Consider the following 13,761-nt stretch of genomic DNA (forward strand, 5'->3'; position numbering starts at 1 on the left):
CGAACGGTTTAAACCTGCCGGAGCCAGTTCTCCGATGGCTCAAAAGCCCGTTGGTACTGGCTTTTGGCCTTAAAAGCATGGCGGCTCTAGCGCCGCGCGTTATCAAGGAAACGGAATACCCCTCGCAAAGAAAAACGGCGCCTCAGGCGCCGTTTGCGGTCGATGGTCGATGGCTTGCGGGTCAACTTGACTCGGGGGTCGGCTTGGTCGGTGCGGGGTCGGTCTCGCCGGCAACCGCAGGCGCGGCGTCTTTGGCTACCGCCGGCTTTGCGGGAGCCTGACGCTTCGTGGCCGGCTTGCTTTTGGCTGGCGCCGCTTCGGGCTTGGCCTTGGTGGACGCCTTAGGCGTGGAAACCGGCTTGGCCGCGGATTTGGCAACCGCCGGCTGCGCCGCGCTCTTGCTCGTGGTTCGCTTGGCGACTGGCTTGCTTGCCAAGGTCTGCTCGGCGACCGCCGCGCTGGTTTCGCTGGCGACGGTGGTCGGCTTGACCGCTACCGGCTCAGCCCGGGGGAGTAGTCTCGCAACGGCCGATTCGACCTGGGTGTCCAGCTCCAACACCTGCGCCACACGCGCCAGCCTCTCTACCTTGCCGGCGCTGATCGGGCCGCACAGCTCCAACAGATCGCGCGTCAGCGTGAACGCCTGATGTCGCTGGTGCGGCTCGGTCAGCAGCAGCGGCAGCCCCTTCAGCGCCCGTTCTTCATCCGCGCGCACCAGATAGGTCTGCTGCTTGATCGTCTCCTTCAGTTGTTCCAGCGAGACGGTCTTGTCTAGGCCCGTGTCGCGCATCACCCGGCGGATGCCGTTGAACGGCCTCTCGTCCACGACACCGGTGCCGATCGCCACGTAGATCATCAGACGCAAGTAGCCATCGCGCAGCGAGCCGTTCTCGAAGCCGCTGTCGAGCGCGGCCCGTTTGAGCCGCAGCATTTCATCGTGCGCCCAGCTGTGCCGGCGCGCTACGGCCAGGCGCTCGTGCGACGGTTGCAGCCCGATCATGGCGGCCAGCCAAGGCGATTCGTAGATCGTCTTGAACAGATGCTCCTGGGCAGCGTCGCGAATGTCGCGATAGTCGTCGAGCGCTCCGGCGATGGCGTCGGACGCCTGCTCCTGCGCCTGGTGCAGCGGGTTGTCCGGCGCGACCGGTTGGCGATGCGTCCGCACCGCCTCGGCGATTGGCCGCAACGCCCATAGCGCCGGGTTCAGGTCGGAAACCAGGAAACGCTCGAGCCGGGCCGGGTTGAGGTGGCGCCACAGGCCGGCGGTGTAGTCATTCGAGAACGCCTGCACCCACGGTGAAATGAAGTTGTCGTAAATGCTCTGGTTGATCTCGGACACGCGCCGCACCACCTCGAACGCCCGTTCGTCCTGGCGGCCGTCGTCGAGCGCACGAACGTCCGACACGTCGCGCGGCTCGAAGCGGATGACGTAGCGCCCGTCGGCGTACTCCAATCCCGGCGTATCTGGATGGGTGTCCTGGATCACCGCCTCGTAGAGGCCGGGCGGCAGCACGTCGATCAGGTCGAGCGCGCTGGCAAATTCACTGTGTTCCTTGTTGGCCACGCCGGCCGACACGAAGATGCCCAGGTGGCCGACCTGTTCGTGCAGGCAGTAGACGATGGTCTGCTCGTTGACGCGGATGTCTTCCACGCTGTCGTAGATGTCGGGAATCCAGTTGAGCGCCTGCGGCGGCGGGGTGATGTTGTCGCCCCAGGACGCGAAAACGATGATCGGCGAGCGGATATTGTGCAGGTCGATGCGGCGTGTGCCGTCTGCGGTGTACAGCTCGCCGGCGGTCAGCCGGTTGCCGACGAACAGGTTCTGCGTAATCCACTCCATCTCGGCCTTGTTGAGGATGTAGTGGCCGCCCCACCAGCGTTCGAACTCGAGAAAACGCTCGCGCTCGGTGTCGACCTTGTCGTACAGGCGGTAGAGCTTGTTCCAGTAGGTATTGGCCGGGTCGAGCTTCTCGAAGTTGTTGACCAAGTACGCGCCGTCGAATTGGCCATTGCCGATGTCGCCGGCGAACGAGGCCGACCAGGTACCGCCGAGCAAGCCGCCGGAGTAGCGCATCGGGTTCTTGCCCACGACGCCGGACCAGTAGGCCAACGGCGAGCCGGCCAAGAGGATGGGGCCGACCAGGTGCGGGTGCAGCGAGGCTAGCATCGCCAGCGCCCAGCCGCCCTGGCAGTTGCCGATCACGAACGGCTTGCCGGGAGAGCCCGGGTGCAGCTCGTTCACCTTCTCGAGGAACACCTTCTCGGCCAGCGCCACGCTCCTCATGGTCTGGTCCGGCATCGGCTGCGGGTAGAACATCACGAAATAGCACGGATGGCCCTCCCGCAGCGCGATGCCGATCTCGCTGTCCATCTTGAAGCCGCCAATGCCGGGGCCATGGCCGGCGCGCGGGTCGATCACCACGAACGGGCGTTTGTGCGGGTCGGTGGGCGGGCATTCGGCCGGCGGCTTGATCGCCGCCAGCGCGTAGTTGGCCGGATGCTCCAGCTCGCGCCCATCCACGATCACTTCGAAGTCGAACACCAGCACCGGCGGTTTGCCCGAGTAGGCATGCTTGAGAAACACGTTGCCGCGCTCGCGCAGCGCATCCCAGAACAGGATCGAGCGCTGCCAGGCGTCGATCCAATAATCGGCCACGGCACCGGCCCCCGGGGGCAGAACGGAAAAAGCAGAGGTTTGCGACAACATACAGCTCTCCCGATTGGACGGATCAGAACCGTCACTCTACACCGATCATGTTGCATTGCAACGATGACCGGTCAACGCCCGGCAGCAGCGTGGCGATCCGCAACTTCAGCGCAGATCGTCCGGTTAGCCGGTCAGGATCGTGAGGCTCTGCGGTAGAGAAAACCGCGTTAAGGTTGGCGCAGCACCCGGCGTGCGCCGTTGAAGTGCGTCGTCCAGTACGACTCGTTCATGTCGCTGATGCTGATGCTCTTGCCGCTGCTCGGCGCATGGATGAACTTGCCCTTGCCCAGATAGATGCCGCTGTGCGAATTGGCGAAGCCGCGGGTGTTGAAGAACACGATGTCTCCGGTCTGCAGCTCGTCACGCCTGACGGCCTTGCCGGCACGCGCCTGCTCGGCGGCGGTGCGCGGCAGGTCCATGCCGATTGAGCGTTGGAACACGTAGCGGATCATGCCGCTGCAGTCGAAACCTGTCGCCGGCGAATTGCCGCCGAAGCGGTAGGCGATGCCGACCAGGCCCATCGCCTGCATCAGGATGTCGCCGGCCAGCGCATTGGCGACGCTTTTGGCGCTTTGGCCGTCCGATTCGGCCGGAGGGTCGACGGCGTCACCATCCTGGCGCGCGCCGAAACTCGGCACGCTGAACATCAGGGTGGTCAGCAACAACAGCGCCAGACCGAGGGAGGAAGCGAGGGAACGTTCCACGCAGTAGTCCTGTGGTGGGGTGGCGCAGGTTAACCCGCCGCCACGATCAGCTCAACCCGAAATCAACGCTGGGCGTAGATAGTCGGCACAGCATCTCGACTGAATGCCATTACCCGATACGGCTGCTTCTGGCCGGACGGCACCTCCATGCCCGGCGAGCCCAGCGGCATGCCCGGCACGGCGAGCCCCGCGATCTTCGGTTTGTCCTTCAGCACCTTGGCGACCAGGTCGGCCGGCACATGGCCCTCGAAGGCGTAGCCGTCGATCAGCGCGGTGTGGCAGGAACCGAGCTCCTGCGGCACCCCGGCCTGGCGCTTGATCGGCGTCAGGTCGTCGCGGAACTCGGTCTTCACCGTGAAGCCGCGGGCTTCGAGATGCTTCGCCCACTTATCGCAGCACTCGCAGCCCTTGTACTTGTACATCGTCACCAGCTTGGCGGCGGCGAAGGCTGGCTGCAGGGTCAGCGGCAAAAAAACGGCCAGGGCGGCAATGGCAAATTGACGGGATTTCATGGGACTGATTCCTGGTTTTGGCCGGCAGCATGGCTGCCTGTCAGGCACGCGACAACGCGGTCGGCTCAATGGCAATGACGGCAGGCAAGGCAAGCCTGCCGAAAGACAGCGCAAAACAGCGGGAATCAGCTTCGGGGGGACGTTCGGGCGGGGAGAGACAACGTTCGGTCAGGCGGGCGTCGCAGGTGATGAGGTGCGGCACGGTAGCGACGGCGACCCAGCTGGGCAGTGAGACCGGTAGCGCCACCAGTTGCGGCGAACAGCAATCGACGTCCACCGCAGCGCTCTTGGCCTTGTCGGCATGCGTCATGCCGGCGCATTCGGCCGACTTGGCCTGGGAGCTAGCCGGCTTGACCGGCATCACCATCCGAAGGCGTTCTGGATTGGCAGCCGCCATCGCCGGAGCGTGCATCGGTAGCAGCGCAACGGCGGCGATCAGCGTAAAAACCCGGAGCAGTCGGTACATAGCCGACCGATTATAAGCAGGCCCGCCAAGCGCCGACAACGCCCTATCGGGCTCGAACAATTGGCGACGCGATTCCTTCTAGCCACAGAATCCATAGAAGAACACAGAAAGAAACCCGGCTGACGACCTTGTTCTGATGGTGAGTGGTTGGGGTTCGTCTGTGTTTTTTGCTGCGCAGAAACTTCGCCAACGGCTCGTTTTCTGTGGATTCTGTGGCCAAAAAAAGGGGGCCGGAGGAATTCGGCCAACCCTGGCCCGCCAGCACGGCGCTAGACCGGCTTGATCGACGACGCGGTCAACGGGCGCGGAAAGATCGGCCGCGCGAGCAAGGCGCACAGGCCGACGGCCAGCCATACCGCGGGCCAAGCCCACTGCGCCAGCAGCAAGGGGATGACCAGCGGCGTGAAGAACAGCGACAGGAAGGTGCAGGTGTTGCCCATGCCTAGCGCGGTGCCGGCACGATGGGTGCCGACGAGCGTGGCGAGCTCCGTGTAGGCCACGCCATGCCAGGCCGACGCGCAGATGCCGCCCAGCACCAGCACGGCGATGATCGCCGCCGTCGTGGCCCCATGCCATTGCGGCACGCCGCCCGAGAGCAGCACCAGCGCCGTCAGCACCGCGAACACGCCGGCGGTCAGCAGGCTGCAGGCGCGCAGATACACGCGCCGGTTGCCCCGTCGATCAGTCCACCGGCCGCTCCAGACGCGCATCACCGCCGCACCGAGCTGCACCGCCGCGAGGGTGGCACTGATCGTCGCGACACCGACGTGGCCGAAATCGTGCAGAAATACGGTGGCGAAGGTCAGCACCGCCACCTGTGGCGTGCAGAGCACGCCGATGGCGACCGCAAGACGCCACACCTGGGCGTCCCGCAACGGTCCGCGCTGACTGCCCGTGATGCGCGACGGACGAGTGGCAGGCACATCGCCCTCCGGCGCTTCGTGCAGCCAGCGCCAGGTGAACAGTGTCGTCACCGCGCACAGCAGCGCCAGCACCGAGTACACCGCCGCAAAGCCGAAGCGGGATGCGAGCGCCGGCAGGATCACGGCGCCGATCCCGCCCCCGACCGGCACGGCGGTCTGGCGGATGCTCATCGCCAGCCCACGCTCTCCCTCGCTGAACCAGGCCATCACCGCACGGCCGCTCGAACCGTTCACGCTGCCGCCCAGGAGGCCGACCCACACCATCCCTATCGCCAGCACCCACAGGGCAGGCACCGACGACGGTGACGGCGCGGCGTACAGCGCCATCAGGGCCAACGCCGCCGCCGTCGCCCCCAGGCCAGTCAACAGTACCCGCCGGTCGCCCCAGCGATCGGTGAGCAGCCCCCACGGCAGTTCGCTGAGCGCGACGCCCAGCCCCAAGAGCCCGAGCACCATGCCGAGCTCGGCATTGCTCAGATGGTAGTCGGCGCGCATCAGCACCGCCGTGGCGGGGATGCCCCAGAAGGCAGCAGAAAAGCTGGCATTGGCGGCGACACCGACCCCCAGCACCTTCCAGCGATGGCGGCGCTCATCGGGGACGGCGGACAGACTCGTGGCGGACATGGTTTCCTCGATATGAATCGTTGTGGTCCCCCCATGCTACGCACGGCCTTTACATCGGAAAAACGGGAAAATATGATGAAAACTATCGACAAAACCGAAACATGATGATGCGCGACTTCGACCTGACCCAGCTGCGTACCTTTGTCGCGATCGCCGAGGCCGGCAGCGTCTCGGCCGCCGCCAAACGCGTGTTCCTGTCGCAGTCCACGGTGAGCGAGCAGCTCAAGAAGCTGGAGGAGCGCGCCGGCCAGCCCCTGCTGCTGCGCGGCAAGAAAGGCACCACGCCGACCCCGGCCGGGGAGAAGCTGCTGGGCTACGCGCAGCGCATCCTGGCGCTGAGCGCCGCCGCCTACGAAGACCTGCAGGGCCAGGCGCTGGACGGCGAGCTGTGCCTCGCTATCACCGACTACTACCGCCCGAGCGAGATCGCCCGAGTACTGAAGCGCTTCGCCGAGGAGCACCCGCGGCTGCGGCTGCACGTGACCATCCTGCAAAGCGCCGTAATCGAGCGCAATGCCCGCGACTTCGACATCGGCCTAGCGATGCGGCTGGTCGACATGGACGGCCGGCACATCGCTGGGGCCGAGCCCCAGCAGCAAGGCACGGTGGTGCGGCGCGAGCCGCTAGTCTGGGTGGCGGCGGAGCTGGGCGAGGTACAGCAGCGCCAGCCCCTGCCGCTGGTGGTACTGCCGGCCAGTTGCGCACTGCAGCAATACATCGCCGCGCTGCTGGCGCGCCACAAGGTCCCCTATCTGGTGTCCCACACCGCCTCCGGCGTCGCCGGCCTGCAGCTGGCGCTGTCCGCCGGTCTCGGCGTTTCCTGCCTGAACGCCTCGGCCGTCGGGCCGGGCCTGGCCGAATGCCCCGCCGAGCTGGGCCTGCCGCCGCTGCCGCTAGCCGAGTTCCGCCTGCTGCCGCCGACGCGCGGCGAGTCGCCCCTGGTCAGCGATGCGCACGCGGCGCTGACAAAACTGTTCAAGTGACGCTTGGTCGACATCATCAACCAGCGAGGTTTCAAGACAGAGGCTTTCCGTTGCCCTCGGGATGTGCTGGGCCGTGCCCTTGGTGAGCCTTTCGAACTCGGCCATCAGGCACGAGGTGCGAGCCACAGCACGGCAAACAGGCCCGCCACCAACGACCTCTTGCCATTCCATGCAGTCATGTCCCTTCCCCCGAACTCGCCAGTCAATGACAGTCTAAACTCTGTACACGGGTACGGAATCAAGGGGATTGTGCATGGCCGAGCAGTTGACGATAGGCCGAGTGGCGCAGCTGGCCGGGGTAAACGTCGAGACGGTCCGCTACTACCAGCGCCGGGGCTTGCTGGCCGAGCCGGACAAGCCGATGGGCGGCTATCGCCGCTATCCGGCCGAGATGGTGAAGCGGCTGCGCTTCATCAAGCGCGCGCAGGCGCTGGGGTTCACGCTCGACGAAGTCACCGGGCTGTTGCGGCTCAGTGAGGCAGGCGCGTGCGTCGAGACGCGGGATCTGGCGGCTCGAAAACTGGCGCTAATTGAGCGGAAACTGACGGACCTTGCCGCCATGCGTGAAGCCTTAAGCAGCTTGGTCTACGAATGCGATAGCGGCACCGGCGCTGGCACTTGCCCGATCATTCAGGTGCTAGAGCGCGACTGACATCCGGTTGCGCGATAGCCTGAATGGACAGTTTTGAAAACGATCGCTGCCGGTTCTTGTAACAGGGGCGAAGCGCAAGATGAGCCACTGGCTAGCCCGCCAAACCGGGAAGAACTCGTTTCACGCGCTTCCTAATGAGAGCCTGCGCAAACGTGGCTAGCGGTTTTAGCGCACAAGAATCCCCGTTTCATGAGGCGTCCCTTGAGGAGAGCCGATGTGATACATCAAGACGATTCACATTGGGCGTCGCTGATGGCCGCGGCGCAGCATGGCGATCAGGACAGCTACGCGCGCTTGCTGCGCGAGATCACGCCGCTATTGCGTCGGCTTGCACGACAAGGGTGGCCGTCAGGAAGTCCGGCCGACCTCGAGGATGTGGTGCAAGAAACGCTGCTGACGATCCACACGATTCGGCACACCTACGACCCGAACCGGCCATTCCTGCCGTGGCTGCTGACCCTGTTGCACCGTCGGGTCGCCGACGGGGTGAGGCGGTGTTCGCGCACGAACAAGAGGGAAATTGCCGTCGATGCGCTCGATGTAACCTTGAGCGACGCACCGGCGAATAGTGAACAGGAGTCTTCGATAGACAGCGAAGACCTCAGAAAGGCGATCGCGACGCTGCCCCCCGGCCAGAGACAGGCGATCGAACTTCTCAAGCAAAAAGAGTTGTCGCTCAAGCAGGCTTCGGCTGCGACGGGCATGAGCGTCGCGGCGCTCAAAGTGGCGACGCACCGGGCGCTGAAGGCCCTGCGCGCACTTCTGGCAGTGACCAAGTGATATGGATACCAACGAACTCATCGACATGCTCGTCGCGGATCTCAAGCCGGTCCGGCGTCTGCGCCCACCTGTTGTGCGCCTGCTCGGGTGGCTTGCGGTGTCGATTCCGGCCACGGCCGCCGTGGTCGTCGCGATGCGGATACGCCCCGATCTAGCCCTGAAAGTAGCCGATCCGGTGTTTCTGGCTGAACAGTTGGCCTCGCTTGCCACCGCCTTGCTTGCCGGTTGGGCGGCATTTGTGGCGTGCGTTCCGGGAGAGGCGCGCTGGAAGCTGTGGGCGCCCGTCGTTCCGCTAGGGCTCTGGATGGCGACGCTGGGGCGTCAATGCTGGGACGAATGGCTGCGCTTCGGATTGAGCGGGATGGCGTTTCACGCCGATTTCATGTGCGTACCGGCCATCGCGCTGACCGGCACGGTTCCGGCGCTGGCCATCGTGTGGGCGATCCGGCGCGGCGCCCGTTTGCGCTCCCCATATGCCGTGTTGTGGGGCAGCCTGTCGGCGGCGGCGCTCGCCAACGCCGGGCTACGACTCTTCCATACCGAAGACGCGGCGTTGATGGTCATCGTCTGGCAATTCGGCAGCGTCCTGCTGTTCACGGCGCTCCTCATGCTGTCCCGAAACGTTCTGGTACCTGTGCGCCGTCATCGCTGATCCGGACTGCATCGTCGCGGGCGATCCGCCGGCGCCCATCTTGTAACCTTTTGCGTCCGTCCAGCGAAGTATTTGTTATCGGTTCCGTACCGGGGCCGTTCTTTCGAAGGAGGTATGCAATGGACAATCGACTCCTCGCCGCCAGCGCGCTGTCCGCCGCCATGGGGCTCGCACTCGCGCTGCAGGGCGCGCCGGCCAGCGCTCAAGACATGTCGAATGCGCCGCCGGCCGTGAAGGAAAACATGGCGAAGATGAAGAAGCAACATCTCGAAAAGTGCTACGGGATCAACGCCGTTTCGAAGAACGACTGTGCCGAGGGCGCCCACTCTTGCGCCGGCCATGCGACCCAGGCGCGCGACACGAAATCGTTCGTGCTGGTGCCGGCCGGGGTGTGCAGCAAGATCGAGGGCGGGAGCGAGAAGCCGGCCTGAGCACGAGGAACGCGGACATGAGCCTGCCTCGCACTCACTTTCGCGGAACACACGGCCCGATCCCGGCTACGGCAGGGGTCGGGTTGCGCTTTCCGCACCATCAGGCGTTCGTCGAAACGCGCCCGCCGATCGGCTGGCTGGAGGTCCACACCGAGAACTATATGGGCGGCGGCACGCCATTACGCTATCTGGAAACCCTGCGCCGTGACTATCCGGTCTCGTTGCACGGCGTCGGGCTGTCGCTCGGTAGTGCGGACGGACTCGACCCGGCGCATCTGGACCGGCTCGCGCGCGTCATCGAACGCATCGAGCCGGCGCTGATTTCCGAGCATCTGTCGTGGAGCGTGGTCGGGCAAACCTATCTCGCCGACCTGCTTCCGCTACCGATGACCGAGGAGGCGCTCGACATCGTCTGTGCTCACGTCGATCAGACGCAGACCCAGCTGGGCCGGCAGATTCTGGTCGAGAACCCCTCTACCTACTTGCAGTTCCGTCATTCGACGATTCCGGAATGGGAGTTCCTGGCGAGCGTCGCGGCGCGTACCGGCTGCGGGATCCTGTGCGACGTCAACAACATCTACGTCAGTGCGCAAAACCACGGTTGGGATGCCTCGGCCTATCTGCATGCGCTGCCGCCGGTCGCCATCGGCGAGATCCATCTGGCGGGCCACTCGGTCACGACGCTCGATTCCGGCGTCACGCTGCGGATCGACGACCACGGGTCACGCGTCGACCCCGCCGTCTGGGCTTTATACGAACAAGCGCTAGCCCGCTTCGGCCCGGTTCCGACCTTGATCGAGTGGGATACCAACATCCCGCCGCTGGAAGTGCTGCTCGCCGAGGCCGCTGAGGCCGATCGCTACCTGGCTCAGTCGGCACAAAGGGATGTTCATGCCGTCCTTACATGAGGTGCAAGACGCCATGCGGCGCAGCATCGTCGAGCATGATGACGTCGACGCCAGCGCGCACATCGCCGCCGACGGGATCGCTGCTAGCGACCGTCTGGCCGTCTATCGCAACACCTTCAGGCTTACCCTGATTCGAGCGCTGCGCCTGTCCTACCCCGCGGTCGACCGGCTGGTCGGCGCCGAATTCTTCGATACCGCCGCCTTGGACTTCATTGGGACGCAACCACCCCGCAGCAGCTATCTCAATGAGTTCGGCGCCGATTTTGCCGCCTTTCTCGAACGGTTTGCGCCTGCCGCTTCGCTGCCGTACCTGGCCGATGTGGCGCGCCTCGAATGGGCGGTCAACCGCACCCTGCACGCACCCGATGCGCCAGCGCTGGCGATCGCGTCGCTGAGTTCGGTCGATGCCGCCGATTACGCCCGGCTCCGGTTCGAGCGGCACCCGTCGGTCGGCTTCATTCACACCGGATTTCCCGCCGACTCGATCTGGCGCGCCGTGCTGGATGACGACGACGCAGCGCTGGCGACGATCGACCTGTCGAGCGGGCCGGCCTGGCTGATCGTGCAGCGGAGCGAGTCGGGCGTCGATATTGACCGGGTAGACGAGGCGGTCTGGCGCTTCGTCCACGCGCTGTGTGCGCACCAACCGCTGGGACTCGCACTGGATGATCATCCCGGCATCGACGCCCAGGTCGTGCTGGCCGATCTGTTGGCGCACGGGCGCTTCGCCGGGTTCGGCCTGACGCCCTCCGCCGAGCCGGCGCAACCGTGAATGGAGTGACCATGAACGAACATCCTGCCTCATCGACGCAGGGACCGCTCATTACCCTGTTGGCGCGCGGCTTGCAATACCTCGACCGCATCCCCTACGCCTTGCTGGCGATTCCGCTGCGGCTGGCGGTCGCGACGGTGTTCTGGAACTCTGGGATGACCAAGATCGCCAGCTGGGAGACGACGGTGGCGCTGTTCACCGACGAGTACCATCTGCCGCTGCTGCCACCGGAACTCGCCGCCTATATCGGCACCACCATCGAACTCACATCGCCGGTGCTGCTGGTGCTCGGTCTGCTGACACGGCCGACGGCCGCCGTGCTGCTGGGCATGACCGCGATGATCGAGATCTTCGTCTACCCGCTAGCCTGGCCGACCCATATCCAGTGGGCGGCCATGCTGCTGGTGCTACTGGCACGCGGGCCGGGCAAGTTCTCGCTGGATTGGCTGATTCGCCGCCGCGTGCTCGGCAGCATCTGAACAACCGGAGCGCCGGCATGACATCCCGCTTTGTCGCTCTAATAAGTCGCAGTAGCGGATAGCGGCCTTTTGAGATGAAACTGCCCGGAACTCGATCGTTACTCAGATGTTGGCCGGAAAAGGTGATTTGGAGCCCCCTATCACCCCCGCTCCGCAGAGGGGCCCCGTCCATTCTCACAGCAGTAGCTCAGCTAGCGTTTCGCATCTCGGCTTGATGCTTCTTGCGAAAGGCGCCCGGCGTGGTGCCGTAAAGATTCCGAAACGCCAGATGCAGCCCCACCGCACTCTCATAGCCGACCTTCCTAGCAATCGACTCTTGCGACAGTGTCGTTACGCTGAGCAAGCGCCTCGCCTCGCCGAGGCGCCGTCGCATCAGGTGCCGCGCGGGGGCTTCGCCGATCAGCTGCTTGAAGGTTTGCGCAAAGGCGGAGCGCGACATCCCCGCCTCTTGGGCAAGCAACTCGAGCGTCCATGGATGATCATAGTTCTCGTAGATCGCGATCAGCGCGTTCCCGATCCCGGGATGCCGCAGCGCACCCGCGACTCTTCCGAGAGAGTCGGTATCACGCAGGGCAACCCTCAGCCCCAGCAAGTACACCAGCTCGAAACCGCGCAGAAGAACGAGGTTCCGGCCCTCGTGGTGTTCCATGATTTCCCGCTTCAAACCGTCGAGCGTATGCGCTAACAGCGGTTCCTTGCCGATTTGCTCGGCATCCACCACCAGCAGCGACGGCAACAGATGATAGAGCGGAAGCACACCATCGGCCTCGTAGTGAAGACCCGCGCATAGCATCCTTCCTGACTCACCTCCTCCCTCTAGATGGATGAGACTGAACTTCCCTGCAATGCGTGTGGGCAGAATCGTCTCCAGGGGCTGAGGCAAGGTATTGGGCGAGTCGCCAACGATATGGGTGTCGCCGCGGGGGAACATGGCAAGGTCGCCTGGACCAAGAGTCACCGGCCTCTGCCCCTCAATACAGATAGCGGCACTGCCTGACACCATGTAGTGAATCAGCGCACAAGGCTCCTGCGCCCCCTGGATCGCCCAAGGGCTGCTCACCTCCCACTGGCTGAGAAACATTCCGTTGAGGCGTAGCGGGTCGAGCACATGGGTCAAGACATCAGACGCGTCGATCATTCTGTACGTTTCTTAAAAAATCCAGGCGGAATCATAATTGATAATACAATATCATAACAAATAAAATCCTGAGCAAAGTTGACTACACTCAGGAGTTATCAAATGTCGAATCGCATAGAAAAACAGCACCTCGTCCTCGGCGTCGCCGGTACACAAGGAGGGGCAATCGCCAGGGAATTGCTGAGCCGGGGCGAAAAAGTCAGGGGAATTGTTCGTTCCGAAAGCAGCGCGGTACCCGCTGGCGTTGAAAAAGCGGTGGCCGACCTAGCGGATCCGGAATCATTATCCGCGGCGTTTGCCGGCGTGACTCACGCCACCATCACCATCCCGTTGGTCTACGACCCAGCAGTCGTCAACCGTTACGCGCAAAACATAGCAAATGCGGCCACCGCCGCCGGCGTCAAACGTCTCGTATTCAATGCCAACACCAGAACGCCAGCCGAGGCAACCGGCGTCGCTGGCATCGATACCCGGATAAGTGCCGAGAAAATACTCCGCTCGAGTGGCATTCCTACCGTTTGCCTGCAACCCGCGGTCTATCTGGAAAACCTCTTGGCACCGGCGTCAATCGCCGCCATGAAGAATCGGGGTGAATTGCATTACCCATTTCCTTCAGAGATAAGCGTTTCATGGATCAGCCTCGCCGACCTGGCCAACGCCGTCTATGTGGCGCACAAAATTGCGGTCGTCCCTGAGCAATCAATCGCAATTGGTTCCACGCCGTTGACGGGCAAGGAGCTGGCAATAGAACTTTCCGGCTCCTTGGGTCGGCCCTTGTCCTATATGCCACTCGACCCCGCTCTCTTCGAGCGCTCGATTTCAGGATTTCTTGGCGCAGATGCGGCAGCAGGCGTAGCCGGGCTATATCACTGGGCGTTCAGAAACCCCGCGTCGACTCTGCTCAGAGACGGCGCAATCGAACTTCGAAAGAAACTCGATATTACGGCGACGACACCAAGAGAGTGGGCTCAGCGTCAAGCTTGGCACGCGCCAACGGAAGACCATGCGTCGAAAACTGCCGCTCGGTAAT

Annotated in this window: 15 protein-coding genes; 9 read left to right on the forward strand and 6 right to left on the reverse strand. The window is 64.0% G+C overall.

Annotated elements, in window-relative coordinates; translation table 11 throughout:
* Positions 1 to 181 precede the first annotated feature (181 nt).
* From ACZ2IA_RS02790 to ACZ2IA_RS02810, 5 genes are all read right to left on the reverse strand, one after another.
* Entirely contained in the window at positions 182 to 2,656 is a 2,475-nt protein-coding gene (locus tag ACZ2IA_RS02790; RefSeq protein WP_470291042.1) for a DUF3141 domain-containing protein, read from the reverse strand.
* Positions 2,657 to 2,874: 218 nt separating this feature from the next.
* Positions 2,875 to 3,411 carry a C40 family peptidase gene (locus tag ACZ2IA_RS02795; RefSeq protein WP_470291043.1) on the reverse strand — a complete coding sequence of 179 codons (537 nt, stop codon included), beginning with the start codon at positions 3,409 to 3,411 and terminating at the stop codon, positions 2,875 to 2,877.
* Between the two features lie 62 nt (positions 3,412 to 3,473).
* Positions 3,474 to 3,923: a DUF411 domain-containing protein gene (locus ACZ2IA_RS02800; RefSeq protein WP_470291044.1), complete on the reverse strand. Its 450-nt coding sequence runs from the start codon at positions 3,921 to 3,923 to the stop codon at positions 3,474 to 3,476.
* 40 nt (positions 3,924 to 3,963) lie between these two features.
* Complete coding sequence (locus ACZ2IA_RS02805; protein ID WP_470291045.1) at positions 3,964 to 4,389, reverse strand: hypothetical protein; 426 nt, start codon at positions 4,387 to 4,389, stop codon at positions 3,964 to 3,966.
* A gap of 269 nt (positions 4,390 to 4,658) precedes the next feature.
* A complete protein-coding gene (locus ACZ2IA_RS02810; RefSeq protein ID WP_470291046.1) occupies positions 4,659 to 5,936 on the reverse strand; it encodes an MFS transporter in 1,278 nt (425 codons plus the stop codon).
* Between the two features lie 101 nt (positions 5,937 to 6,037).
* Here ACZ2IA_RS02810 and ACZ2IA_RS02815 point away from each other — a divergent pair, with 101 nt between their 5' ends.
* The 8 genes from ACZ2IA_RS02815 to ACZ2IA_RS02850 all read left to right on the forward strand — a co-directional run bounded on the left by ACZ2IA_RS02815 (position 6,038) and on the right by ACZ2IA_RS02850 (position 11,593).
* The gene (locus ACZ2IA_RS02815; protein WP_470291047.1) at positions 6,038 to 6,919 is read left to right on the forward strand and encodes a LysR family transcriptional regulator; all 882 of its coding nucleotides are present in this window, start codon (positions 6,038 to 6,040) and stop codon (positions 6,917 to 6,919) included.
* Positions 6,920 to 7,172: 253 nt separating this feature from the next.
* Positions 7,173 to 7,571, forward strand: a complete 399-nt coding sequence (gene merR, locus ACZ2IA_RS02820) for a mercury resistance transcriptional regulator MerR (RefSeq protein ID WP_470291048.1) — start codon at positions 7,173 to 7,175, stop codon at positions 7,569 to 7,571.
* Between the two features lie 216 nt (positions 7,572 to 7,787).
* On the forward strand, positions 7,788 to 8,351 hold the full coding sequence (locus ACZ2IA_RS02825; RefSeq protein ID WP_470291049.1) for a sigma-70 family RNA polymerase sigma factor: 564 nt from the start codon (positions 7,788 to 7,790) through the stop codon (positions 8,349 to 8,351).
* 1 nt (position 8,352) lies between these two features.
* The gene (locus ACZ2IA_RS02830; RefSeq protein ID WP_470291050.1) at positions 8,353 to 9,003 is read left to right on the forward strand and encodes an NrsF family protein; all 651 of its coding nucleotides are present in this window, start codon (positions 8,353 to 8,355) and stop codon (positions 9,001 to 9,003) included.
* 119 nt (positions 9,004 to 9,122) lie between these two features.
* Entirely contained in the window at positions 9,123 to 9,434 is a 312-nt protein-coding gene (gene bufA1 / locus ACZ2IA_RS02835) for a BufA1 family periplasmic bufferin-type metallophore (RefSeq protein WP_470291051.1), read from the forward strand.
* 17 nt (positions 9,435 to 9,451) lie between these two features.
* The gene (gene bufB / locus ACZ2IA_RS02840) at positions 9,452 to 10,342 is read left to right on the forward strand and encodes an MNIO family bufferin maturase (RefSeq protein ID WP_470291052.1); all 891 of its coding nucleotides are present in this window, start codon (positions 9,452 to 9,454) and stop codon (positions 10,340 to 10,342) included.
* On the forward strand, positions 10,326 to 11,114 hold the full coding sequence (locus ACZ2IA_RS02845) for an HvfC/BufC family peptide modification chaperone (protein ID WP_470291053.1): 789 nt from the start codon (positions 10,326 to 10,328) through the stop codon (positions 11,112 to 11,114). The genes bufB and ACZ2IA_RS02845 overlap by 17 nt, the downstream gene beginning before the upstream one ends.
* An 11-nt stretch (positions 11,115 to 11,125) precedes the next feature.
* Positions 11,126 to 11,593, forward strand: a complete 468-nt coding sequence (locus tag ACZ2IA_RS02850; protein ID WP_470291054.1) for a DoxX family protein — start codon at positions 11,126 to 11,128, stop codon at positions 11,591 to 11,593.
* Positions 11,594 to 11,780: 187 nt separating this feature from the next.
* On the opposite strand, the gene ACZ2IA_RS02855 is transcribed toward ACZ2IA_RS02850, so the two are convergent.
* The gene (locus tag ACZ2IA_RS02855) at positions 11,781 to 12,731 is read right to left on the reverse strand and encodes a cupin domain-containing protein (RefSeq protein WP_470291055.1); all 951 of its coding nucleotides are present in this window, start codon (positions 12,729 to 12,731) and stop codon (positions 11,781 to 11,783) included.
* A 102-nt stretch (positions 12,732 to 12,833) separates the two neighbouring features.
* Here ACZ2IA_RS02855 and ACZ2IA_RS02860 point away from each other — a divergent pair, with 102 nt between their 5' ends.
* Complete coding sequence (locus tag ACZ2IA_RS02860; RefSeq protein WP_470291056.1) at positions 12,834 to 13,760, forward strand: SDR family oxidoreductase; 927 nt, start codon at positions 12,834 to 12,836, stop codon at positions 13,758 to 13,760.
* The last annotated feature ends 1 nt before the right edge of the window (position 13,761 follow it).

The organism is Crenobacter sp. CS_VA4, assembly GCF_055597485.1.

Bases quoted from the DNA above. Each gene is read 5' to 3' on its own strand.
- ACZ2IA_RS02800 (WP_470291044.1), bottom strand. From the start codon at position 3,923: ATGAAATCCCGTCAATTTGCCATTGCCGCCCTGGCCGTTTTTTTGCCG.
- ACZ2IA_RS02805 (WP_470291045.1), bottom strand. From the start codon at position 4,389: ATGTACCGACTGCTCCGGGTTTTTACGCTGATCGCCGCCGTTGCGCTG.
- ACZ2IA_RS02810 (WP_470291046.1), bottom strand. From the start codon at position 5,936: ATGTCCGCCACGAGTCTGTCCGCCGTCCCCGATGAGCGCCGCCATCGC.
- ACZ2IA_RS02815 (WP_470291047.1), top strand. From the start codon at position 6,038: ATGATGATGCGCGACTTCGACCTGACCCAGCTGCGTACCTTTGTCGCG.
- merR (WP_470291048.1), top strand. From the start codon at position 7,173: ATGGCCGAGCAGTTGACGATAGGCCGAGTGGCGCAGCTGGCCGGGGTA.
- ACZ2IA_RS02830 (WP_470291050.1), top strand. From the start codon at position 8,353: ATGGATACCAACGAACTCATCGACATGCTCGTCGCGGATCTCAAGCCG.
- bufA1 (WP_470291051.1), top strand. From the start codon at position 9,123: ATGGACAATCGACTCCTCGCCGCCAGCGCGCTGTCCGCCGCCATGGGG.
- bufB (WP_470291052.1), top strand. From the start codon at position 9,452: ATGAGCCTGCCTCGCACTCACTTTCGCGGAACACACGGCCCGATCCCG.
- ACZ2IA_RS02845 (WP_470291053.1), top strand. From the start codon at position 10,326: ATGCCGTCCTTACATGAGGTGCAAGACGCCATGCGGCGCAGCATCGTC.
- ACZ2IA_RS02850 (WP_470291054.1), top strand. From the start codon at position 11,126: ATGAACGAACATCCTGCCTCATCGACGCAGGGACCGCTCATTACCCTG.
- ACZ2IA_RS02855 (WP_470291055.1), bottom strand. From the start codon at position 12,731: ATGATCGACGCGTCTGATGTCTTGACCCATGTGCTCGACCCGCTACGC.
- ACZ2IA_RS02860 (WP_470291056.1), top strand. From the start codon at position 12,834: ATGTCGAATCGCATAGAAAAACAGCACCTCGTCCTCGGCGTCGCCGGT.